This window comes from Acinetobacter lwoffii, assembly GCF_022967985.1.
In the GTDB taxonomy this organism is placed as follows: Bacteria; Pseudomonadota; Gammaproteobacteria; order Pseudomonadales; family Moraxellaceae; genus Acinetobacter.
In genome coordinates this window covers 192,755-214,604 of record NZ_JALJVC010000002.1, presented here as the reverse complement: position 1 = coordinate 214,604, position 21,850 = coordinate 192,755, and the positions used below count along the sequence as shown (strand labels likewise).

Below are 21,850 nucleotides of genomic sequence, written 5' to 3'. Positions count from 1 at the left end.
TTAAGCTTGGGCGAGTAACTGCGACTTCACCCAAGGAATCACAATTTCAGTGGTCAAGGGTGCGAGTCGTAGCTCTTTTTCATCCAGATCGACCCATTTCATTTCGGCAATTTCCGCTTCAATTTTTGGCGCTTGATCTAGACTTACCCAATAGACATAACTCACCAGTTGATGATCAGGTTCATTTGCCGTCTGGGTTTCAAAACGCCCAATGAATTGCTGAATCTGCGCCTGTGTGCCAATTTCTTCCTGAATTTCACGCAACATCGTTGCTTCTGGTGCTTCATTTGGCTCCAGCTTGCCACCAACCTGCATAAAGCAGGATGTCCCTTTTTTGCGAACCACCAGCAGTTGCTGCGCTTCATTTAAAATAATGGCTGCAGCCACCGTAATCACGTTCATTTATTTTCTACAAATCATGCTGTGGACAGCTTATTTTACAAGATCGGTCTGATCGGCCATACCCCATTTCGCTTCAGGTGGCTGATAACTTTCAAACTGGCGCAAAATATCATCCAGATTATCACTCACAATTAAAGCATCGCTAAAGCGCGCTTTGGTAAAACCTTTCTCAGTCGTCATATAGATAAATTTGAGTAAATCATCATAGAAACCATCTACATTTAAAAAAGCACAAGGCTTTTTATGAATTCCCAACTGTGCCCAGGTCCATTGTTCAAAAATTTCCTCTAGGGTTCCGGCACCACCCGGAATGGCAATAAATCCCTGGGCCAGTTCCGACATGCGGGTTTTACGTTCATGCATATTATCGACCACAAATAGCTCGGTAATATGCGGATGCGCCAGTTCACGATTGACCAGCTGTCTTGGAATTACACCAATCACCTTGCCACCAGCAGCCAAAGCACTATCAGCAACAATGCCCATTAAACCGGAGCGACCACCGCCATAGACCAGCGTCTGATGCCTTTCTGCCAAGGTCTGACCAACCTTTTCGGCAATCTGGGCATAGAGAGGATCCGAGCCCAGTGCTGAACCACAAAAAATTGCAATAGAATTCATCATTTCACTCTCCAATTGACGCTATATTGTACGAAATCGCTGCAAGCGCGCTTTTTCCAAAAATAACTGCTTAATATCAGTGTTTTTATTCAATTCCTTGTCTAAAATACACCCATTCCAATTCACATACTGCGCCAGGGAGAAAAGACAGCATGCTTGAAGCCTTTTACGCCACAGAGCGCGGTAGCTTAGAAGATATCACGATTAATGGTGATTTCGACCTGCATCCAGATTTAGTATGGCTTGATCTGATTGCACCTTCACAAGAAGAGCAGCAATGGATTCTAGATGCCTATGCGCAAAACTTACCGACCTTAAAATCGCTGGAAGATATCTCCTCTAGTGCCCGATTTTACCGTGATGATGACGGTATTTTGCATATCAGCACCTATTTTTTAACCAAAAATAAAAACTATCAGGTCGAGAATGAAAACGAAGATGAATCCAGCATGCTGGCGACGGTACAAACCGTAGCATTCATTCTGCATAAGGACCGTCTTTTTACCTTGCGTGGCGAAAAGCTGGTGGCCTTTCGTGCCTTCCGTGCCCGTGCGCGCCGCAATGATTATGAAATCGATTATAAAGATCCGACCTGGATTTTATTGGGCCTGCTCGAAGCCAAACTGGATGAGCTGGCCGACATTCTGGAAGATGTACATAAAGATTTAGAGAAATATTCAACTGAAGTGTTGAATAACCGCCATCGCGAGCAGATTCTCGATCTGGATGACATGATTACCCGGCTAGCTCAACTGGAAGATATGCTTGGTAAAGCGCAGCTCTGTCTGATCGATTTACGTCGTGTTCTGACTTTCCTGTCTCGTCCACGCGCCTTGGGCAGTCATATTTATGATGCAGATATCCGAGAACTCAGTGAAGATGTGCGCTCGCTGGTGGAGCATGATGCCTTCCTGTTCCAGAAAGTGCGCTTCCTGCTCGATACCACGTCCGGATTCATTAACACGGAACAGAACGATACGATTCGTCGATTCTCGATCCTGCCAAGTATGCTTGCACCGCCGATGCTCATTGCCAGTATTTATGGCATGAATACCGAAGTTCTGCCTTTTGCACAAGGCTCCATGAGCTTCGTTATGGTCAGTATTATTTTGATCGGCTTTTTGATCGGGCCATTGATTTACTTTAGATGGAAGAAGTGGATTTAATTTCTTCACCCTCTCTCTAACTCTCTCCCATAGGGAGAGAGGACTTCCAATATTTATTGAGATAGTAGTTTTTAAAAATATCATTTCTATCCATAAATTTAGAGAGGAAGTTCCCTCTCCTTTTAGGAGAGGGTTAGGGTGAGGTCATATTTTAATCCTTCCTAACCTCCTTTTGATAAAGGAAGGAATTTACTTTTAAAATGTATCAACAATAAAAAAAGCACCTTTCGGTGCTTTTTTATTTTTTTTATTTACTGAATGATCTGTAAATCATCCTGTAAATGACAGGCCTGAATGATATTCATCATTTTAGCAGGGACAGCTTTAAACTGTAGTCCTTGCGCTTGAGGCGTCTGGCGCAACCAGCGCACCAATACTGCCAAAGCCAAAGTACTACCACTTTCAAGCCCAGCTAGATTAACCACAAGCGGAAACTTGCTCTGTGACTGAACCACACGCAGACCATCTAAGTAATAGTCCTGCGCATTAGCATAGTCAATCTTGCCTGAAACCTGCAATTCCTGATCCTTGAATACAATCACGGCTCACCTATCTGATTATTTCTTGTCGATTGCAGCTTCTGCATCCGGTTTGAAGTTAGCAATAGCTTTATCTATGTTACCGCCATTACGTTTGACTGTCGCAGCAAACTGGTTACGGAATTGCAAACCTAGATCAATACCTGATACATTGATGTTGCGGATTTTCCATTGTGAACCTTTGTCCACCAGCTGAAACGCTACCGGAATTTTTTCGCCTTTATTATTAAAGTCGATGGTTACAACAGGGTTTTTGCTATTGCTAGCCTTGTATGGACGTACGCTATAGGTCTGATTGCTGAACTTGGAAAATGCAGAACCATAATTTTCAATGAGCGTTTCACGGAAATTCTTTTCAAACTGTGCGCGCTGTGCAGCAGTACTATACTGGTTCGTCGCATAAGTCCCCATCACAATACGCGTGAAAGACTGTGAATCAATGTATGGATCCAGATTCTGGCGGACAATCGCTTTTACCAGCGCCGGATTGTTCTGCAATTTTGCATTATCAGCTTTGAGGCGCTCAATCAAACCATCTGCCACTTTTTTAATAAAAGCAGGTGGTGCTTCAGACGGTGCAGCAAACACTGTACCAGCAACCATTGTGGAAAGAATGCTTGCTGCAAGCGTTTGTTTTACTAAAGTTTTCACTGAAATCTCCTCAATCTATTATTCAACAAATGCAGGTTCTGCATCAGTCGATTCTGAAACTGTCGCCTGTTCTGGGGCAGTTTCTTGACTATCCGACGATTTACCGGCACCGCCAGTAATGAACTTCGTCACTAAATCTTCAATTTCCATGGTGCCTTGGGTATTGGCAATCTGATCACCGCGCTGCAAATAGTTCAGACCACCACCTGGAATAATTTTCAGGTATTTTTCACCCAATAACCCATTGGTCGCTACCATAATATAAGCATCCTCATCAATATTGGTGATGGATTTCATGTTAGCTAACAGTTGTTTTTCCATGTCTTTTTGTTGCGCAGGGGTAGCAGCCGTATAGTCCGAACTATAACGTAACTCTTCCAGTGCTTCCTGCTGAACTTGCTTTAATTGTTCAGCATTAAACGAGGTCAATGAGCCATCCAGGGTCATATGCACGGTCGCCAGACGCGTTACAGGATCTAAGGTAATGTCATCGACCTGTCCTACTTTCACTCCACTTAAAGCGACTTTGGCACGTGGCTTGATGCCATTTACATTTTCAAACGTTGCCGTCATTTTATAGCTGTCGGAAATATTGTGTCCGACCAGACCACTGACACGCATCGCCAGGAAAAATAAGGCAATACCAAACAAAATAACAAAAACACCAACGGCCAGCTCACTAGTACGTGATTTCATTAAACACCTCCGAACATGACCGCAGTCAACACAAAATCAAAGCCTAAAACGCACAGTGAAGAATACACGACTGTACGCGTTGTAGAAGTTGCAATACCTTCCGATGTCGGGACACAGGCATAGCCTTGATACACCGCAATCCAGGTACAAATTAATGCGAATACAAAACTTTTAATAATGGTGCCATTTAAGACATCTTTATAGAATTGCACGCTGCTTTCCATGCCGCTCCAATAAGCGCCTTCATCGGCTCCCAGGAAATCCACCCCGACCATTTTGCCGCCCATAATGCCGACTGCGGCAAAGATGACGGAAAGCATTGGCAAGCTAAAAATCCCTGCCCAAAGACGCGGCGAAATTACCCGCTTCAATGGATCGACACCGATCATTTCCATACTGGACAATTGTTCAGTAGCTTTCATCAGGCCAATTTCCGCAGTCAAGGCTGAACCGGCACGTCCTGCAAATAGCAAAGCAGCGACCACAGGTGCCAGTTCACGCAGCAAGGTCAACGCGACCGCTGTTCCTAGCATCGACTCACTACCAAAGGTCGACAAGATGCTAAACATCTGCAAACCAAGCACGGCACCAATAAACAGGCCAGAAACCACAATAATCAGCAGGGACAATACCCCAACCCGATACATCTGATAAATAAACAGCTTTACGCCAAGCCAGGTCGGCATGGAAAATAAAATCTGCAACAGCATCAGGGTCGCGACCCCAATCCCCTGTACACGTTCAATAACGCGTCTACCTAATGCGGCAATTGCATTCATGAACGTACCTCATCACTTAAATAAGCCCGATGACTAAACTGATAATCCACTGGACCTTCGACAGAACCGGTCAAGAATTGCTGTACAAAGGCAGACGGATGCGCTTTTAGCTCTGCCGGTGTGCCCTCGCCCTGAATTTTGCCTTCTGCGACCACATAGATGTAGTCCGCAATCGATAAAGTTTCTGCAACATCATGCGAGACAATAATCGTGGTCAAGTCCAGTGCTTCACGTAATGAACGGATCAGACGAGTCAAAACGCCCATCACAATCGGATCCTGTCCGGCAAACGGTTCATCGTACATGATCAGCTCAGGATCTAGCGCAATCGCACGGGCCAAAGCCACGCGTCGGTTCATACCACCGGATAGCTCAGATGGCATCATCTGTTCTGCACCACGTAAACCGACTGATTCCAGTTTCAGTGCCACGATTTCCTTAATCAGATGTTCTGGCAATTTGGTATGTGCCCGAATCGGAAATGCGACATTTTCATACACGCTCATATCGGTAAACAAAGCACCGCTCTGAAACAACATACCCATCCGTGCACGTGCTGAAAAAAGTTCGGAACGTGACATCGTGGCAATATCTTTGCCGTCCAATAAAACCTGACCGTGCTCAGGAACCAGCTGCCCACCAATCAATCTTAATAAGGTGGTTTTACCAGTACCGGATGGCCCCATAATGGCGGTAATCTGCCCACGACGAATATTTAAACTCACGTCGTCATAAATCACGCGCTCACCCCGCTTGAAGCTCAGATTCTTGACTTCAATCAGAGATTGAGTATCTCGCGCTGTTTGATTTTTCATAGCTGAGTTTATTCCTGCATTTTTTCAGCATGCATACTATAAAGGAACGAAGTTCAAAATGTTAGCAGTTGAAAAAGGTGGTTTAATATCATAAAAAATGACAACAATGGATTATTTCGTATTTTTTGTAATAAAAATATGCACTTAAGCTTGAGCCAGGTGCATTGATTAATTAAAAAGACTGTATAAATAATAGATAATATTACATAAAATCAAAGTCAATGCGATATATGGCATATACACCTCTATCAATTGAGATCGAAGAGTTAAGCTTTTCATATTAATAATTATCATAACCCTGACAAAACATGATTTAGTAGACATTTTACGTTAAAAAGCAAAAAACTCAATGCATAAAAAAAACCGGTATTTCTACCGGTTTTTTATCTTCATCTAGCGACTGAATTAGTCGTTAAATTTACGACGTGGACGATCTTCACCACCGAACGAACGTTCACCACGTGGCTTGTCATCAAAGTTGCGACGTACTGGACGATCACCGAAGTCACGCTTTGGACGATCATCAAACGAACGTTGTGGACGATCACCAAAACCACCTTCACGACGTGGAGCTGGACGATCACCAAAATCACGTTTTGGACGATCACCATAACCACCTTCACGAGCTGGTTTGTAATCTACACGGTTGCCACGGTTGTCATCATTAGAGCGAGGACGGTCACCAAAACCACCTTCACGACGTGGAGCTGGACGATCACCGAAGTCACGCTTTGGACGGTCATCAAACGAACGTTGTGGACGATCACCGAAACCGCCTTCACGACGTGGAGCTGGACGATCACCAAAGTCACGACGTGGACGATCTTCGCCAAATGCTGGACGTTCGCCACGAGGTTTGTCATCGAAGCTACGACGTGGACGATCATCACCGCCTTCACGACGTTTGAAGTTGCTTTCGCCTTCAAAACGACGACCACCACCGAAACCACCACGACCGCCATCACGACGACCGCCATCACGGCCACGACCGCGACCAGCGCCATCACGGCTACCACGTGCAGGAGGTGGAGATGGCTCAAGACCTTCAATTTCAGATACGTTTAGACGCGCATCAAGGAAGTCTTCTAAAGCACGGATTTTACCGCGTTCACGGTAAGTCGCCAAAGTAATGGCTTTACCAGTACGACCCGCACGACCTGTACGACCGATACGGTGTACATAGTCTTCATTCTTCATTGGAAGACCGAAGTTAATTACGTGTGAAATAGTTGGTACGTCAAGACCACGCGCTGCAACGTCAGTTGCAACCAAGATCTTCGCACGACCTTCACGGATGCTGCGTAAACGACGGTTACGAACAGTTTGTGGCATAGCACCGTGAAGTGCTACAACTGATAGACCTGCTTCAGCAAGTTCTTCAGCCAACATATCTGTGTCTTCTTGAGTTGACGCAAATACTACTGCTTGATCAACGTCTTCTTCGTTCAACCAGTGAGTAAGAAGTTTTTTCTTGTGCTCGAAACCGTCAGTCCAATGCAAAGTCTGAGTAATATCAGTATTTGTAGAGTGACCAGTTTCGATCGAAATACGCATTGGATCATTCATCATGCGTTCTGCAAGTGTAATGATACGTGGTGCAAAAGTCGCAGAGAACATAAGAGTTTGTTTGCGGTTTGCAGCCAATTCACCAATTGCTTCTAAGTCTTCAGAGAAACCTAGGTCAAGCATACGGTCAGCTTCATCGACGATTAACGCGTCAACTTTATCCAATTTGATTTGACGACGATTCACCAAGTCAAGTAGACGACCTGGAGTTGCAACAACAACTTGCGCGCCTTTTAACTGTTGAATTTGCTTACCGAAAGGCATACCGCCCATGATTGCCGCAATACGAACACCTTTCATGTGACGTACAAATGCAATCGCGTCTTGACATACCTGTTGTGCCAATTCACGAGTCGGTGAAATCACCAAAATATTCGGTTGAGTAACCGCTTTCATACGGTCTTTAAACGGTACTAATGTATCTTGGTTTGCCAACGCATTTAACGTAGGAAGTAAGAATGCAGCAGTTTTACCAGAACCTGTTTGGCTTGACACAAGAAGGTCTTTGCCTTCAAGCGCAGCTGGAATCGCTTGTTCTTGTACAGGAGTAGGAGTAGTAAAGCCTAAAGCGTCGAGAGCCTGTGTTAGAGATTCGTCGAGGGAAAAATCAGCAAAAGTTTTGCTCATAGAGAGTATTCACCCTGAAGTGGGTGCTCCATTTAATAAATAACAATTATGGACATCGGCAAAAAGCGGCACAGCAAATAATGCTGAAAATATTAGGATTCAGCAGCGATCCGAGTAACGACGATGTGGATATAACGCACGCATGATTACGGCCGCAAACCTGAAGGAATCGCTTAAGCGATTGGGGCGCGAAGGATATGTCCTCTCTATGGACAGCACGCGCATACAATGATTAGAAGATAGTGTTCAGGTAAAGAACAGAAATTAAGTGCGTGGCGGAATTATAGCAGAATATTCCACAATGTCATTAAGTTTTAAAACTAATTTCCCTTATTCTTAATTTATCTATATATTTCTAATACTTAAAATATAATAAAAAATGTAACAGGCGGTATAAAAAGTCACTTTTCGCCAATTCACCTGATATTTCCAGTATTCAAGCAAACATCAATACCCCTATACCAGTCTCTCGCGACTTAAATTTCCGTGCATAAAAAAGGCATCCCGAAGGACGCCTTTTCTCAATATTAGATCTGATTCATCTAAACCCGATTATTTTGCTGCTTCGCCCCAAGCAGGAACAACTGCTTGCATTAAAGGCTTAAGCATTTTCATTGAACAAGCCAAAACTTGACCATTTTCCATAGAGTCGCTACCACCACGTGCATCAACTACAGTACCGCCTGCTTCTTTTACGATCAATTCGCCAGCTGCGATATCCCAAGGCTTTAAACCAAGTTCGAAATAACCATCGAAACGACCTGCAGCAACATAGGCTAAATCCAATGCTGCAGAACCTGAACGACGATATTGCGCGCCAGCTTCAGTTACGTTTAACAGGGTTTGAAAATGGTTCTTGGCATAAGACACAACTTCGCCATTACGCTTGGCACGATAAGCGTGACCAACAGCCATAAAGGTATTTTCCAGGCTGTCTTTAACATTCACACGAATACGGCGCTGGTTCATCATGGCACCACGACCACGACTCGCAGAGAATAGCTCATCTTTCACCGGGTCATAAATCACCCCGTGTTGAGTAATGCCTTTGTGCTGAACTGCGATAGAGATACAGAAATGCGGGAAACCGTTAATGAAGTTTAAAGTACCATCTAGCGGATCGATCACCCAACACCAATCGGCGTCATGACCTTTACCTTCCTGATAGCCAAACTCTTCACCAAGGAAACTGTGATTTTTATAGCTTTTACGTAGGGTATCGATGGTCAACTGTTCCAAATAACGATCTACACGCGTTACCGGACCATCAATTCCTTTTTCTTCGACTTGTAGATCGAGTTTATGACGATTCTGATGCGCTTTTAAAAGCTCTTGACCAACTAACTGAGCCGCACGCGCAGCCATCACCACCATAGGTTCCATTGAACACCCACTACAAATTTGAAGACACTGATAAAGAATAATGCATAAAAGCCCCGATATCTTAGCAAATATCAGGGCTTTTTTGGGAAAAATGTGTCTAAAATTTTTAAGATATTATGACAAGACGCTTTGCCCCAGGCTGGACCAAGCCTGATTGATCGATTTTTCAATGCCTTGCGCATCCAGACCCGCTTGCTGCAACATCTGTGCATGGGTCGCTTGCGCCATAAACGTATCATCCAGACCCAGATTCAACATCGGTTTGACAATCTGTGCTTCTGCCAGATATTCATTCACGGCACTACCTGCACCGCCCATCACTGCATGTTCTTCCACCGTGACAAACAGACTGGTGCTTAAAGCGAGATCATCGAGCATTTGAGTATCCAGTGGTTTGACAAAACGCATGTTAACCACACGCACGCCAATCTCATGTTTCACGGCAAATGCTTCAGCAGCGTCGACTGCAGCCTGTACCCGGCTACCAAAGGCCAGCACAGAAATATATTCATCATACTGCCCATTAAAGCTGGCCACGATTTCTGCCTGACCGATTGGAATCTCAACCATCTTTTGCTGAATCTCAACGCCCAGTCCATTGCCACGTGGATAACGTACCGCTGCCGGTCCTGGATATAAATACGCAGTATGCAGCATTTGACGGCATTCATTTTCGTCTTTCGGCGCCATGATCACGATATTCGGGATAGTACGCATATAGGCATAGTCATAAGCACCGGCATGGGTCGGGCCATCTTCACCGACCAGACCGGCACGATCAATACCGAAAGTAACATCCAGATTCTGCAAAGCCACGTCATGTACCAGTTGATCATAACCGCGTTGCAGGAAAGTCGAGTAAATTGCAACCACCGGCTTCAAGCCTTCACAAGCCATACCGGCAGCCAAGGTAACCGAATGCTGTTCGGCAATCGCGACATCAAAGAAACGTTCCGGATATTCTTTGGCAAATTTGACCATGCCTGAGCCTTCGCACATCGCAGGTGTGATTGCGAGCAAACGGGCATCTTGTGCCGCTTCATCGCAAAGCCATTGTCCAAATACATCCGAATATTTCGGTGCAGTATTGCTGGCGGCAACGGCGTTGATTTTGCTAATCGCGTGATATTTGATTTGATCGGATTCTGCCGGAGCAAAGCCTTTGCCTTTTTTAGTATAGACATGAATCAGGCGTGGGCCTTTACGCTTTTTCAGCGCATTAAAGACATGCACCAGCTGTTTGACATCATGACCATCGTACGGGCCAAAATAGTCAAAGCCGATGGCTTGGAATAAGTTATCTGCAGCATCGGTTGCTGCACTGTGCAAACGCGAGTTATACAACCATTCTGGATGTGGCTGTACATATGCCTCACCCTGCTCGGTAACATTAACGAACTCACCGCGCTCCCAAATGGCAGCCAGATGTTTGGCAAAACCACCGGTACTGCAAGAAATCGACATATCATTGTCGTTCAGCACCACCATCAGATCAGCACTGTGTGCCACGGCATCATTCAAAGCTTCAAAAGCCATACCTGCCGTCATGGCGCCATCGCCAATAATCGATACCACTTCACACGGCTTGTTCTGATAACGACGTGCCAGCGCCATACCTAGGCCAGCAGAAATCGCCGTCGAAGAATGCCCTACCCCAAAGGTATCAAATTCAGATTCTTCACGAGCCGGAAACGCAGCCAGACCATCTTTGGCACGAATCGTGGTGAGCTGTTCACGACGACCAGTCAACACTTTATGCGGATAGGCCTGATGACCTACATCCCAGATCAGGCGGTCATGCGGTGTATTAAAGCAATAATGTAAAGCCACGGTGAGTTCAATCACACCGAGATTGGCACCAAAATGTCCGCCACTTTGCCCGGCAGCATACAAAATGAATTGACGTAACTCATCCGCCACTTGTTCTAGCTGGCTTTGCTCGAGTGCACGCAGTTGCTCAGGATGATTGATCGCATCAAGCAACGGTGTTACAGGGCGTTGAGTTGGGATTTCTGTATACAGCATATTATGGCAAAGCCTTCTAAAGCCTGGCAAATCTAAAGCTAGGTCAATGGGGAGTACCCGATCATATAGCTGAATTGTAGCAGCTTCAATTCAGCTACGCTTCTAGCGATGCAATATTAAACAATGATCTCGTCGGGGTGAAAAAATTGCAGCCTACGATTATCCTGAATAATCTTACTATTTATCAACTATTATCGTTCGCTTTCTACAAAAAAGAAAATCTATTGCAGAATTTCGACTTTGCAATTCTACCAATGTTCAATCATTACGCTATACTTTAGCCAATTTCAGGATTTAACGGGTTCAGCTGTGCCAATCGAATTTGTCGCAACGTCAAGATTACCTACCGCTCACGGTGAATTTAAAATTACTGTATTTCAAGACCCTGAGACTGGCGAAGAACATGTCGCACTTTCCAAAGGACTTGAAGAAATATCAGATGAGCCTGTAGTGGTGCGTGTGCATTCTGAATGTTTAACCGGTGATGCCTTTGCTTCGCTCAAATGCGACTGTGGCCCGCAATTGCAAGCGACTTTAAAACTGATCAATGAATTGGGCCGCGGAGTCATTCTGTATTTGCGTCAGGAAGGTCGTGGCATTGGCCTGACCAATAAAATTCGCGCTTATGCTCTGCAAGATCAGGGACATGACACCGTAGATGCCAATTTAATGCTGAACCTGCCCGCAGATGCACGCCAGTATGATATGTGTAGCATCATGCTGGATCATTTACAGGTGAAAGCAGTACGCCTGGTGACCAATAACCCTTCTAAAATTGAGGCTTTAAAAGCCCAGGGAATTAACGTGATCGATCGTGTGCCTTTGACTGTGGGTTTAAACCCTTTTAATGAACAATATCTCAAGACCAAGCACGAACGCATGGCACATCTTTATAAAAAGGATGATTTTTAATATTTTTAAAACCCTGTCCTACCTTATTTTAACTTAATCCCTCCAAACCTCCCTTTCTTGCGCTTCGACTTAAAGCAATGCTTAAGTCTTGCTCGGGGAGGTTTTCCCTATCTTTCTTAAAAATGGGGTTAGGGGAAGATTAAATCGTCATCGAGAAAATCCGGTTCTCCGGTATGCGTCGCTTTAAACGTAAATCAAAAGCCATACAAATATTGCGTACAAATGGTTTCCCTTTCTCCAGAATCGTGACTGACGAGTCTGAAAATTGAATCAAACCATCCTGTGCCATTTCGTCAAGCTGTTCCAAAACCTCATCAATTTCAGGGAAAAGCATCTCGGAATTTTCCCATGAGGTGCTAAAGCTGCACATCAAATTTAGAATATGTTGCCGGATGATCAAATCTTCCTGATTTAAGACATGACCTTTAAATACTGGAATTTCATTGCGCGCCAGGCATTCATAATATTCTTCAACGGTTTTCACATTCTGCGCAAAGCTGTACCAGCTATCGCTGATTGAGGATATCCCGAGTCCAATCATCACCTGGGTTTTAGAGGCGGTGTACCCCATAAAGTTGCGATGCAATGTTCCAGCTTGAAAGGACTGGTACATCGCATCTTTCTCTAAGGCAAAATGATCCATACCGATTTCATGATAGCCATGTGCCAGAAGTTTCTTTTTACCCGCTTCATAGCATTCCCGTTTGATCGCATCTTTGGGCACATCGGCATCTTTAAAACCACGCTGACCATTACCTTTAATCCAGGGCACATGTGCATAGCTATATAAAGCCAGACGGTCCGGCAAGAGCGAATTGGTTTGTTCAATAGTATTTAAAACATCATCCAGACTCTGAAATGGCAGACCAAAGACCAGATCATGGGAAATCGATTCATAGCCAATTTCTCGCGCCCATTCGGTCACCTGTTTAACATTTTCATAAGGCTGAATCCGGTGAATCGCCTTTTGCACGGTTTCGTTATAATCCTGCACACCATAACTGACCCGACGAAAACCCAGGTCATACAATCCCTGCAAATGTTCACGCGTAGTATTATTGGGATGACCTTCGAAACTGAATTCATACTCAGGCGCTACGTCTGCTTTGGCCAGAATGCCTTGAATTAGTTGAGCCAGATGTGCCATTGAAAAAAAGGTCGGCGTTCCTCCACCAAAATGAATCTCTTTAATGATGGGCTTTTCTTGTAATAACTCGCAATATAGACCCCATTCTTTCAGCAGTGCCTGAATATAAGGTTGTTCGACTTCATGGCGTTTGGTCACGCGCTTATGACACCCGCAGAAGGTACACAGGCTTTCGCAAAATGGCAGGTGGATATACAAGCTAATGCCTTCGCTTTGATTGGATTCATCAAAAGACTTTTTTAGCGTTTGCTTCCATTGTTCCAGCGAGAAATTCTGCTCTTCCCAATACGGAACAGTGGGATAACTGGTATAGCGTGGCCCGGGAACATTGTATTTTTGAATCAGGGAATTGACCTGTACCGACATGAGACCCACCTATTACCGTCGAGAAATGCTCAAGCCAATGAGCGCTTGTGAGTTATTGTGCTGAGCTTGAAAAAAGAATTCAACCTAGCCATTTAGTCGGATTTAATGATGCATTCTGCTTATGAATAGTGGAATGTAATGTCTGGGCTGATGAATTGCATCACCAAATTAGACCTTAATCTTTGACTGATTTTATGCTTTGATGTCGTTAGTTTTTTATTTCCCTACGAGGGCTCTGATGCAGCATCCTACATCTACGGATATTCAACACGTTCGTGAATTTCTCCTCGACTTGCAGGCACGGATTTGTGCAGCATTAGAACAGCAGGAACGTGCTGGCGGCGGTACGGCCGAATTTATTATTGATGACTGGAAGCGTCCGGAAGGTGGTGGTGGCCGTTCACGTGTTTTGCAAAATGGTACGGTGATTGAAAAAGGCGGCGTGATGTTCTCCCACATCAACATTTCCAAGCTGCCTGCTTCTGCGACTGAACGTCATCCTAATATTGCTGGCGCCAAAGCACAGGCCATGGGGGTATCGCTGGTGATTCATCCGAAAAACCCGAATATACCGACTTCGCATGCCAACGTGCGTTTATTTGTGGCTGAAAAAGAAGGCCAAGATCCGATTTGGTGGTTTGGTGGCGGTTTTGACCTGACCCCGTTTTATCCGAATGATGAAGATGTACTGTCTTGGCATCAAACGGCGCATGATCTATGTGCGCCATTCGGCGAAGAGGTTTATCCTGAACATAAACAATGGTGTGATGATTATTTTTATCTGAAACATCGTGATGAACAGCGTGGCGTTGGCGGCTTGTTTTTTGACGACCTGAATCAATGGGATTTTGAAACCTGTTTCCAGTATATGCAGGCTGTAGGCAATGGATATCTGGAAGCCATTCTGCCGATTTTCCAGCGCAATCAGGATAAGCCTTATACCGAAGCACAACGCGAGTTTCAGTTATACCGTCGCGGCCGTTATGTGGAATACAATCTGGTTTATGACCGCGGCACCCTGTTTGGCTTGCAGACTGGTGGCCGGATTGAATCGATTCTGGTCAGCCTGCCCCCGCTTACCGGATGGTCATATCGCCCTGAATGGGATGAGGGCTCATCGGAAAAACGCTTAACAGATTACTACCTGAAACCACATGACTGGTTAACAGAATTAAAATCCAACGCAATGAAATGATACAAACGGCCCTCAAATAGAGGGCTGCTTTAATAGATATATCCTCTATACTGCTGCATAGAAATACCTGATTTGATCGCGGCACCCTATCGCTACATCGATCATATTCCATTTGATGTCTAGTGAGAATAACAATGCATAATCTTCAATTAAATCTACCTGTGTTGGCCTTTTGGCTTTTTCTGGCTCTCGCCATCAGCGCGATGAGTACCGCAATTTTGAGTCATAATCTGATTCTGGATGGCGCCGCTATTCTGGTGAGTATCCTGACTGGGCTTGGGGTTGTTCTCAGTATGGCGCTGATGTTTGCGGAACATATTATGGATATTTGCAGCTCCTAAAACCCTGATAACTTAGCAGCAATTTAAAATCGCGCAGGCTTTAGTCCCTGCGCTTTTTCACGTATATTGATGGCCATTTCCGCACATGGACATTGTGAAATGAGCAAAAAATTTGCCGTGATTGGTAACCCGATTGAACAATCACGTTCTCCAGAATTGCACCACGCCTTTGCAGCCAAAACTGGGATCGACCTGAATTATAGTAAACGTTTGGCTCCACTGGATGGCTTTGAAGCCAACATTCAGGAATTCTTTGGCCAGGGCGGTAGCGGCCTGAATGTTACTGTCCCCTTCAAAGAGCAGGCTTTTGGCCAATGTCAGGTGCTGAGTGAACGGGCCAAAATTGCCAAAGCAGTGAATACGCTATGGATGGAAAATGGCATCCTGCATGGCGACAATACCGATGGTCAGGGATTGGTTGAAGCCATCCGTGCCTTAGACTGGCCACTGGAAAATACCAATATTCTGATTATTGGAGCAGGCGGTGCCACGCGTGGTGTGATTTATCCACTCGCCCAAGCAGGTGCGAAAAAAATCGTAATCGCCAATCGTACCTTGGCACGCGCGGAACAACTGGTCGCTGATCTTCAGGATGCCGTACCTCAAGTCGAATTACAGGCGATTTCACTAGACAATTTAGCCGGTGAATTTGATTTGGTGATTAATGCCACCTCTGCCAGCCTCAGTGGTGATGCTTTGGTTTTACCAGAGGCGTTACAGTTTAAACGGGCCTATGAAATGGCCTATGGCAAACCTTCTTCCTTTCTGGATCAAGCCAAGGCACGCGGTGTACCGACATCTGAAGGTTTTGGCATGCTGGTCGGTCAGGCAATTGAATCTTTTTACATCTGGAATGGTATCAAGCCGGATTTAAAAGAGTTTCTTTAAAACCCCTATCTCTCCAATGAGTTCAGTTCGGGTTGCAACTGCAACCCTTTACTCTCCTCCTACTACTTTTATAAGCTGAAAAACCATGAATTGGTTTTAATGACATTTTAGAATGAGTTATTTTGCGACCTGAATCCGAGCACAATTCATACAAAAATATACTGGACAAATCACCTTTTAACTCATTAAATTCCATTGATATAACAAGTTTTTAATCTTCCTGTAATGTAAACACCTAATGATGAAATTCGATGATTTCATTCATTAGCCTTAAAAATCGATTCGCTTTTCTGACATTTTTATTCACTGAATTCATCAATGTTTTTTTATCCCGAATGTGAATAATCAAAGAATCGATACAGATAATCCAAAACTAATTTCAATCAGGATTAAACGCATGCCAGCATATAAAGCCCCTTTACACGACATTCGCTTCCTTATGAATGAAGTGCTTGACTACCCTGCGCACTACCAGAATTTGTCGAATGGTGAATATGCCGATGCCGACACGGTAGATATGATCTTAGAAGGCGCTGCAGATTTCTGTGAAAATGTACTGTCGCCGTTGAATCAAAGCGGTGATGAAGAAGGCTGTCATTTTGAAAATGGCGAAGTAAAAACACCGAAAGGCTTTAAAGAAGCTTACGACCAGTTCGTACAAGGTGGCTGGCAAGGTCTGTCTTATCCTGAAGAATTTGGTGGCCAAAACCTGCCAATGTCTTTAAACCTGATCAAATCGGAAATGATGGGGACTGCAAACTGGTCATTCCAGATGTATCCGGGTTTAAGTGTGGGTTGTATCAACACTATCATGCAATATGGTACCGCTGAGCAGAAAAACACGTATCTGCCTCACTTAGTTGCAGGAACTTGGGCGGGCACCATGTGTCTGACTGAGCCGCAATGTGGTACTGACTTGGGTCAAGTTAAGACCAAAGCAGAGCCGAAAGAAGATGGCAGCTATGCCATTTCAGGCACCAAAATCTTTATTTCCGCAGGTGAGCACGACCTGACTGAAAATATCGTACATATCGTACTGGCACGCCTTCCAGATGCGCCGCAAGGTACCAAAGGGATTTCTCTGTTTATCGTACCGAAATTTATTGCTGCTGCAGATGGCGGGATCGGCGAGCGTAATCCAGTGAACTGCGGTTCGATTGAACACAAAATGGGGATTCGCGCTTCAGCAACGGCTGTACTGAATTTTGACAATGCGACTGGCTACCTGATTGGCGAACCGAATAAAGGCTTGCACGCTATGTTCACCTTTATGAACACGGCGCGTATTGGTACTGCGATTCAGGGTATTTGTCATGCTGAACTGTCGTTCCAGGGTGCTTTACCTTATGCTAAAGAACGTATGTCAATGCGTGCCTTGTCTGGCAAAAAAGATCCAGAAAAAGTGGCGGATGCGATCATTCACCATGCTGATGTACGCCGTATGCTGTTGACGCAAAAAGCCATTGCTGAAGGTGGCCGTGCCATGATTTATCATGCAGCAAAAATTGCCGACAACATGAATGATGCTTTGCTGCGTGGCGATACTGCAGCATTTGAACAGCATGATGACCATCTTGGGTTCTATACTCCAATCCTGAAAGGCTTCCTGACCGAAATGGGTTATGAGGCATCAAATCACGGTATGCAAGTCTTCGGTGGACATGGCTATATCAAAGAATGGGGCATGGAACAGATCGTACGTGACTCACGTATCTCTACCCTGTATGAAGGCACAACAGGTGTTCAGGCACTGGATCTGATTGGCCGTAAAGTGCTGTTGACATCAAAAGGTAAAGTTATTCGTGATTACACTGCTGAAATCCTGAAATTCTGCGGTCAGCATGCACGTAATAAATATATGCGCCGCTTTGCCTGGGATTTAACCAAGCTCTGTGCACAGTGGAATGCACTAACTGTGCGTATCATGCTGGCTGCACGTAAGGACCGCGACATCGTTTCTTCTGCATCAGTCGATTTCCTGATGTTCTCCGGTTATGTGATGATGGCCTACTTCTGGGCACAGCAAGCTGCAGTCGCTTCAGCCAAACTAGCTTCTAATGACGGTACGGAAGTTCCAGAATTCTATAAAGCGAAAATCAAAACTGCTGATTTCTACTTTGAACGTATTCTGCCACGTACTCAAGGTCACGCAGAAGCGATGGTGAATCCCTCTAAAACCATGACGGCACTGGCACCAGAACACTTTAGCTTTGACTACTAAGCTGTAAATTGAGTTAAAAAGGGCGCTTCGGCGCTCTTTTTATTGATGTAGATACCCTTGTTTAACTTAAAAAACCTTTCTGGATAGAAAATATACAAATTTAATTTTATATTTTTCAATATCCTAATAAATTAGCCAAATAAAACGCTTGTATATCTCAAAATAAGCGGTATGATAATCCCAACTAGAAAAATTCTTGTTTTGGTTAGTCTTCTTTTAAGTATCGCAGTTTTAGTCATAAACCTTCGTATTACAGATCAAAAAGCTCCATCCTTTTTATTTTTCAAAGTTACAGTTAGTCATCTGAAATTTTGGCTATAAATTCATACGATTCAATAGGTTATATTATGTCTAATACAGTTAACGGTACAGTAAAATGGTTCAACGAAACTAAAGGTTTTGGTTTCATTCAACAAGAATCAGGTCCAGACGTTTTTGCTCATTTCAGCGAAATCACTGGTTCAGGTTTCAAAACTTTAGTTGAAGGCCAAAAGGTTTCTTTCAGCGTAGCTCAAGGTCAAAAAGGCCCGACAGCTGTAAATATCGTTGCTCTATAATTTAGAAGCAAGATATTGAAAAAAGCACTCTTAGAGTGCTTTTTTTGTGCCTATCATTTCTCTCATACCGCTCGCTTTTAAAGATCATTGGGTTGTTCTAAAAACCGGTGTGCTCTATGCCAGGCTAAAAATACCGGATCAGGGGCAAAACGTTTTGGTACGTCGATTCGTTTACCGTGATAAAGTTTTAAATAGGCGTATAAACTCGCATCTTGCTTGGCTTGATTCGCAAGACACACTTTAAGCCCTTTATCTAGCGTGATAAATCCCTGATCGAAAGCTTGATCCAATAAAGAAGATAAACAAATTCCATTACGCGGATTTCTTCTATGTACCTGATTTTCAGACCAAGGTACGATATGAGAAGCCACTAAAAAGGCTTTGGTCTTAATACCAGAGATCGCACATTGATATTGATAATTAAGTTTAACTTGTAAAGCAAATTTCTGGTGTGGCGAACCGCGAACCTTTACCCTTGCATATTGATCTTCAACACTATAATCGAGGATTTCTTGACGTAAATGCGTATCTAACAAAGCATCCTGTTTTTCTCCTCTTCCTGCTAATTTAAGTAATCGCCAAAAATCATCTGCCGTGATCTCATTCATGCCATATTGTTGAAAAAAATGTTCCCAAGTATTTCCGCGTGGTTTAAAAGTCCATTGAAAATCTTCCAAATCGGACTGCAGAATAGGATCTATAAAACGTATACCATCGATCACTTTCGCAAAGACCGGTTTGGTTCGGCGTTTTTGATGATTTTGAGGAATGGCAGTAGGTGCAATAATCTTGGCTATACGGCCTGCACCATAAAGATAGAATTGATTTTTAATTTCAGAGGCTTTTTGCGGTCGTCGATATAAAAAGAAATCCCCTTCCCTGACTCGATTATATTTAGACTGATCCCAATGATATTCTTTAAAGTCCCGATCTTCATAAACCAGATGATCACTTTTACTATCAAAAATAAAGAATCGGGTATTAGTTAAATCCAGCTGTTGAAAATCCCATAATGTATCCACCTCCCCACCCTCTAGAAATTATAATATTCATTTAATTTAATCTTTGAATATTCTCAGAAAACTTCTCTCTAAGAAAGCGTCAATCAGAATTTAGGCATTTTATTTAAGGCAATAAAAAAAACCCAATAGAATCCTATTAGGGTTTCTTTTAGAACAATGGGGAAATTAAATAATTAAAGAAATTCTTCCAGTACCGAATTTAAAAAGATATGCCCCTGCTCGGTACATGAAAGACGATCTTGATCATCGACCATTAACTTTCTGTCACGCAAAGAACTCAGCAACTCATTCAAGCGATCCAGACTCAGGCCAGTACGTTCTGCATAGAGCTTGGCTTCCACGCCGTGATTTAAACGTAACGCATTCATCATAAATTCAAATGGCATGTCGGCATCTTCAATCCGCTTAAACTGCACATGCTCGGCAGGTACTTTGGCTAAGTAGTCCTTAGGTAAACGGGTTTTCTGGAACCGATACACGCCATCTGTCTGAGTGACTTTGCCATGTGCTCCGGCGCCAATTGCCAGATAATCACCAAACTGCCAGTAATTCAGATTATGTGCTGAAGGCAGTTCTTTACGCCAAGCCGAAACTTCATAGTTGATAAAACCCTGCGCTTTTAAGTAGAGCTCACCCTGCTCCTGAATATCTTCCAATACTTCATCGACAGGCAAAATCGGTTGAGTCCGGAAAAATACCGTATTTGGCTCAATCGTTAGCTGATACCAGGAAATATGTGTAGCACCCTGTTCCACGGCCAATTTTAAATCATGCAAAGCCTGATCCAAGGTCTGTTCAGGCAAACCATGCATCAAGTCGACATTAATGCGCTGAAAGCCGGCTTCACGTGCTAACCCAATGGCAGAAATCGCATCTTCATTGCTGTGAATCCGTCCCAAACGCTTGAGATGCTCGGTATTAAAACTCTGCACCCCAATCGACAGACGGTTAATTCCGGCCTGTAAATAACCGGCAAACGGATCATGTTCGACTGTGCCGGGATTGGCTTCCAGCGTAATCTCACAGCCTTCGGCAAAGGGAATAACGGCTTTGAGCTGATCAAATAACCATTGATAGCCTGGGGCAGAAATCAGTGACGGCGTCCCCCCACCAATAAAGACACTGTAAATCTGCCGGCCTTGGGCAAAATCGACCTGAGTTTTAAAGTCTTCCACCAGTGCTCGTAAATATTCCTGTTCCAATTCCAGTGATAATTGACCATCCGGAACCGCATGCGAATTGAAGTCACAATAAGGACATTTGCGCACACACCAAGGCATATGAATATATAAGGACAAAGGGACAGCAGCAGGATTCAATTCAGCCAAAGAACTACTCAAAAACGATTACAAGATATAGCCGAATTTTAACATGACTCGGCGGCAACACTGCTAAAATTAAATTTGATCGTGTGATATGCCTAAAAATTTAAATAGAATTAGTCAGTTAAAATTATGAAAATATCTTCTCAACTTATTATTTTACTTCCTTTGGTTTTTGCAATCGGTGTTTTATTGACACTCCAGACCGCAATTAATACACAACTAAAAGAATATTTATATTCTCCTATTCAAGCTGCATTTTTTTCCTTTTTGATTGGTACAATAGTGCTCGCCGTAATCGTACTTTTTCAGTCCAATCCCAAACCCGGTTTACAGGAACTGATGAGTGTTCCCTGGTATTTATGGCTCGGGGGCATCGTGGGTGTATACGCGATTAGCATGAGCATTTATGCAGCGCCCAAACTTGGCTTTCTGGTTCTTAGCGGTCTCATTATTTTTGGTCAGATGGTGATGTCGATGCTGGTCGATCATCTGGGATTATTGGGTAATGAAAAAATGCCGATTAATTGGCAACGTCTTTTAGGCGGCGTGGTAATTTTTATTGGTGTGCTTCTCACTTTACAACGCTAAACCTTCTATTTAAGCACA

21 protein-coding genes are annotated in these 21,850 nt (G+C 43.9%); 8 read left to right on the top strand and 13 right to left on the bottom strand.

Annotation, left to right across the window (positions count from 1 at the left end):
- Both MWG72_RS02460 and MWG72_RS02455 read right to left on the bottom strand, forming a co-directional pair.
- Positions 1-402 (bottom strand): NUDIX hydrolase, encoded by a 402-nt coding sequence (locus MWG72_RS02460; RefSeq protein ID WP_005108590.1) that lies wholly within the window; start codon positions 400-402, stop codon positions 1-3.
- A 30-nt stretch (positions 403-432) separates the two neighbouring features.
- The gene (locus MWG72_RS02455) at positions 433-1,023 is read right to left on the bottom strand and encodes an LOG family protein (protein ID WP_247143185.1); all 591 of its coding nucleotides are present in this window, start codon (positions 1,021-1,023) and stop codon (positions 433-435) included.
- A 152-nt stretch (positions 1,024-1,175) separates the two neighbouring features.
- Here MWG72_RS02455 and MWG72_RS02450 point away from each other — a divergent pair, with 152 nt between their 5' ends.
- Positions 1,176-2,189: a CorA family divalent cation transporter gene (locus tag MWG72_RS02450; RefSeq protein WP_005108587.1), complete on the top strand. Its 1,014-nt coding sequence runs from the start codon at positions 1,176-1,178 to the stop codon at positions 2,187-2,189.
- A 251-nt stretch (positions 2,190-2,440) separates the two neighbouring features.
- On the opposite strand, the gene MWG72_RS02445 is transcribed toward MWG72_RS02450, so the two are convergent.
- The 8 genes from MWG72_RS02445 to dxs form a co-directional block, all read right to left on the bottom strand.
- The gene (locus tag MWG72_RS02445; protein ID WP_004732307.1) at positions 2,441-2,731 is read right to left on the bottom strand and encodes an STAS domain-containing protein; all 291 of its coding nucleotides are present in this window, start codon (positions 2,729-2,731) and stop codon (positions 2,441-2,443) included.
- Between the two features lie 15 nt (positions 2,732-2,746).
- Positions 2,747-3,379 (bottom strand): MlaC/ttg2D family ABC transporter substrate-binding protein, encoded by a 633-nt coding sequence (locus MWG72_RS02440; RefSeq protein ID WP_005249877.1) that lies wholly within the window; start codon positions 3,377-3,379, stop codon positions 2,747-2,749.
- An 18-nt stretch (positions 3,380-3,397) separates the two neighbouring features.
- Positions 3,398-4,075: an outer membrane lipid asymmetry maintenance protein MlaD gene (gene mlaD, locus MWG72_RS02435; RefSeq protein ID WP_247143158.1), complete on the bottom strand. Its 678-nt coding sequence runs from the start codon at positions 4,073-4,075 to the stop codon at positions 3,398-3,400.
- On the bottom strand, positions 4,075-4,854 hold the full coding sequence (gene mlaE / locus MWG72_RS02430) for a lipid asymmetry maintenance ABC transporter permease subunit MlaE (protein ID WP_004281531.1): 780 nt from the start codon (positions 4,852-4,854) through the stop codon (positions 4,075-4,077). The genes mlaD and mlaE overlap by 1 nt, the downstream gene beginning before the upstream one ends.
- Positions 4,851-5,669, bottom strand: coding sequence for an ABC transporter ATP-binding protein (locus tag MWG72_RS02425; protein WP_247143157.1), 819 nt, complete (start codon positions 5,667-5,669; stop codon positions 4,851-4,853). Before MWG72_RS02425 ends, mlaE begins: the two co-directional genes overlap by 4 nt.
- A gap of 405 nt (positions 5,670-6,074) precedes the next feature.
- Entirely contained in the window at positions 6,075-7,862 is a 1,788-nt protein-coding gene (locus tag MWG72_RS02420) for a DEAD/DEAH box helicase (protein WP_114541560.1), read from the bottom strand.
- 552 nt (positions 7,863-8,414) lie between these two features.
- Positions 8,415-9,245, bottom strand: coding sequence for an inositol monophosphatase family protein (locus MWG72_RS02415; RefSeq protein ID WP_004281534.1), 831 nt, complete (start codon positions 9,243-9,245; stop codon positions 8,415-8,417).
- A gap of 114 nt (positions 9,246-9,359) precedes the next feature.
- A complete protein-coding gene (gene dxs, locus MWG72_RS02410; protein WP_005101231.1) occupies positions 9,360-11,270 on the bottom strand; it encodes a 1-deoxy-D-xylulose-5-phosphate synthase in 1,911 nt (636 codons plus the stop codon).
- Positions 11,271-11,579: 309 nt separating this feature from the next.
- Between dxs and ribA the strand changes: the two genes are divergently transcribed.
- On the top strand, positions 11,580-12,182 hold the full coding sequence (gene ribA, locus MWG72_RS02405; RefSeq protein ID WP_004281536.1) for a GTP cyclohydrolase II: 603 nt from the start codon (positions 11,580-11,582) through the stop codon (positions 12,180-12,182).
- A 139-nt stretch (positions 12,183-12,321) separates the two neighbouring features.
- Here the strand turns inward: ribA and hemN are convergent, their stop codons facing one another.
- Entirely contained in the window at positions 12,322-13,695 is a 1,374-nt protein-coding gene (gene hemN, locus MWG72_RS02400; RefSeq protein WP_247143156.1) for an oxygen-independent coproporphyrinogen III oxidase, read from the bottom strand.
- Between the two features lie 238 nt (positions 13,696-13,933).
- Between hemN and hemF the strand changes: the two genes are divergently transcribed.
- The 5 genes from hemF to MWG72_RS02375 all read left to right on the top strand — a co-directional run bounded on the left by hemF (position 13,934) and on the right by MWG72_RS02375 (position 18,897).
- On the top strand, positions 13,934-14,890 hold the full coding sequence (gene hemF, locus MWG72_RS02395) for an oxygen-dependent coproporphyrinogen oxidase (RefSeq protein WP_247143155.1): 957 nt from the start codon (positions 13,934-13,936) through the stop codon (positions 14,888-14,890).
- 134 nt (positions 14,891-15,024) lie between these two features.
- Entirely contained in the window at positions 15,025-15,231 is a 207-nt protein-coding gene (locus tag MWG72_RS02390; RefSeq protein ID WP_004732323.1) for a hypothetical protein, read from the top strand.
- Positions 15,232-15,330: 99 nt separating this feature from the next.
- On the top strand, positions 15,331-16,119 hold the full coding sequence (gene aroE / locus MWG72_RS02385; protein WP_247143154.1) for a shikimate dehydrogenase: 789 nt from the start codon (positions 15,331-15,333) through the stop codon (positions 16,117-16,119).
- A gap of 397 nt (positions 16,120-16,516) precedes the next feature.
- Positions 16,517-18,340: an acyl-CoA dehydrogenase C-terminal domain-containing protein gene (locus tag MWG72_RS02380; protein WP_247143153.1), complete on the top strand. Its 1,824-nt coding sequence runs from the start codon at positions 16,517-16,519 to the stop codon at positions 18,338-18,340.
- 347 nt (positions 18,341-18,687) lie between these two features.
- Positions 18,688-18,897 carry a cold-shock protein gene (locus tag MWG72_RS02375; protein WP_004281542.1) on the top strand — a complete coding sequence of 70 codons (210 nt, stop codon included), beginning with the start codon at positions 18,688-18,690 and terminating at the stop codon, positions 18,895-18,897.
- Positions 18,898-18,974: 77 nt separating this feature from the next.
- Here MWG72_RS02375 and MWG72_RS02370 read toward each other — a convergent pair whose 3' ends face one another.
- Positions 18,975-19,919, bottom strand: coding sequence for an HNH endonuclease (locus MWG72_RS02370; protein WP_247143152.1), 945 nt, complete (start codon positions 19,917-19,919; stop codon positions 18,975-18,977).
- A 173-nt stretch (positions 19,920-20,092) separates the two neighbouring features.
- Positions 20,093-21,247, bottom strand: a complete 1,155-nt coding sequence (gene hemW / locus MWG72_RS02365) for a radical SAM family heme chaperone HemW (RefSeq protein WP_247143151.1) — start codon at positions 21,245-21,247, stop codon at positions 20,093-20,095.
- A 126-nt stretch (positions 21,248-21,373) separates the two neighbouring features.
- Here hemW and MWG72_RS02360 point away from each other — a divergent pair, with 126 nt between their 5' ends.
- On the top strand, positions 21,374-21,832 hold the full coding sequence (locus tag MWG72_RS02360; RefSeq protein WP_005108571.1) for a DMT family transporter: 459 nt from the start codon (positions 21,374-21,376) through the stop codon (positions 21,830-21,832).
- The last annotated feature ends 18 nt before the right edge of the window (positions 21,833-21,850 follow it).

Bases quoted from the DNA above. Each gene is read 5' to 3' on its own strand.
- MWG72_RS02450 (WP_005108587.1), top strand. From the start codon at position 1,176: ATGCTTGAAGCCTTTTACGCCACAGAGCGCGGTAGCTTAGAAGATATC.
- hemF (WP_247143155.1), top strand. From the start codon at position 13,934: ATGCAGCATCCTACATCTACGGATATTCAACACGTTCGTGAATTTCTC.
- MWG72_RS02360 (WP_005108571.1), top strand. From the start codon at position 21,374: ATGAAAATATCTTCTCAACTTATTATTTTACTTCCTTTGGTTTTTGCA.
- mlaD (WP_247143158.1), bottom strand. From the start codon at position 4,075: ATGAAATCACGTACTAGTGAGCTGGCCGTTGGTGTTTTTGTTATTTTG.
- aroE (WP_247143154.1), top strand. From the start codon at position 15,331: ATGAGCAAAAAATTTGCCGTGATTGGTAACCCGATTGAACAATCACGT.
- MWG72_RS02375 (WP_004281542.1), top strand. From the start codon at position 18,688: ATGTCTAATACAGTTAACGGTACAGTAAAATGGTTCAACGAAACTAAA.
- mlaE (WP_004281531.1), bottom strand. From the start codon at position 4,854: ATGAATGCAATTGCCGCATTAGGTAGACGCGTTATTGAACGTGTACAG.
- dxs (WP_005101231.1), bottom strand. From the start codon at position 11,270: ATGCTGTATACAGAAATCCCAACTCAACGCCCTGTAACACCGTTGCTT.
- MWG72_RS02415 (WP_004281534.1), bottom strand. From the start codon at position 9,245: ATGGAACCTATGGTGGTGATGGCTGCGCGTGCGGCTCAGTTAGTTGGT.
- MWG72_RS02460 (WP_005108590.1), bottom strand. From the start codon at position 402: ATGAACGTGATTACGGTGGCTGCAGCCATTATTTTAAATGAAGCGCAG.
- MWG72_RS02420 (WP_114541560.1), bottom strand. From the start codon at position 7,862: ATGAGCAAAACTTTTGCTGATTTTTCCCTCGACGAATCTCTAACACAG.
- hemN (WP_247143156.1), bottom strand. From the start codon at position 13,695: ATGTCGGTACAGGTCAATTCCCTGATTCAAAAATACAATGTTCCCGGG.
- MWG72_RS02425 (WP_247143157.1), bottom strand. From the start codon at position 5,669: ATGAAAAATCAAACAGCGCGAGATACTCAATCTCTGATTGAAGTCAAG.
- MWG72_RS02390 (WP_004732323.1), top strand. From the start codon at position 15,025: ATGCATAATCTTCAATTAAATCTACCTGTGTTGGCCTTTTGGCTTTTT.
- MWG72_RS02380 (WP_247143153.1), top strand. From the start codon at position 16,517: ATGCCAGCATATAAAGCCCCTTTACACGACATTCGCTTCCTTATGAAT.
- MWG72_RS02455 (WP_247143185.1), bottom strand. From the start codon at position 1,023: ATGAATTCTATTGCAATTTTTTGTGGTTCAGCACTGGGCTCGGATCCT.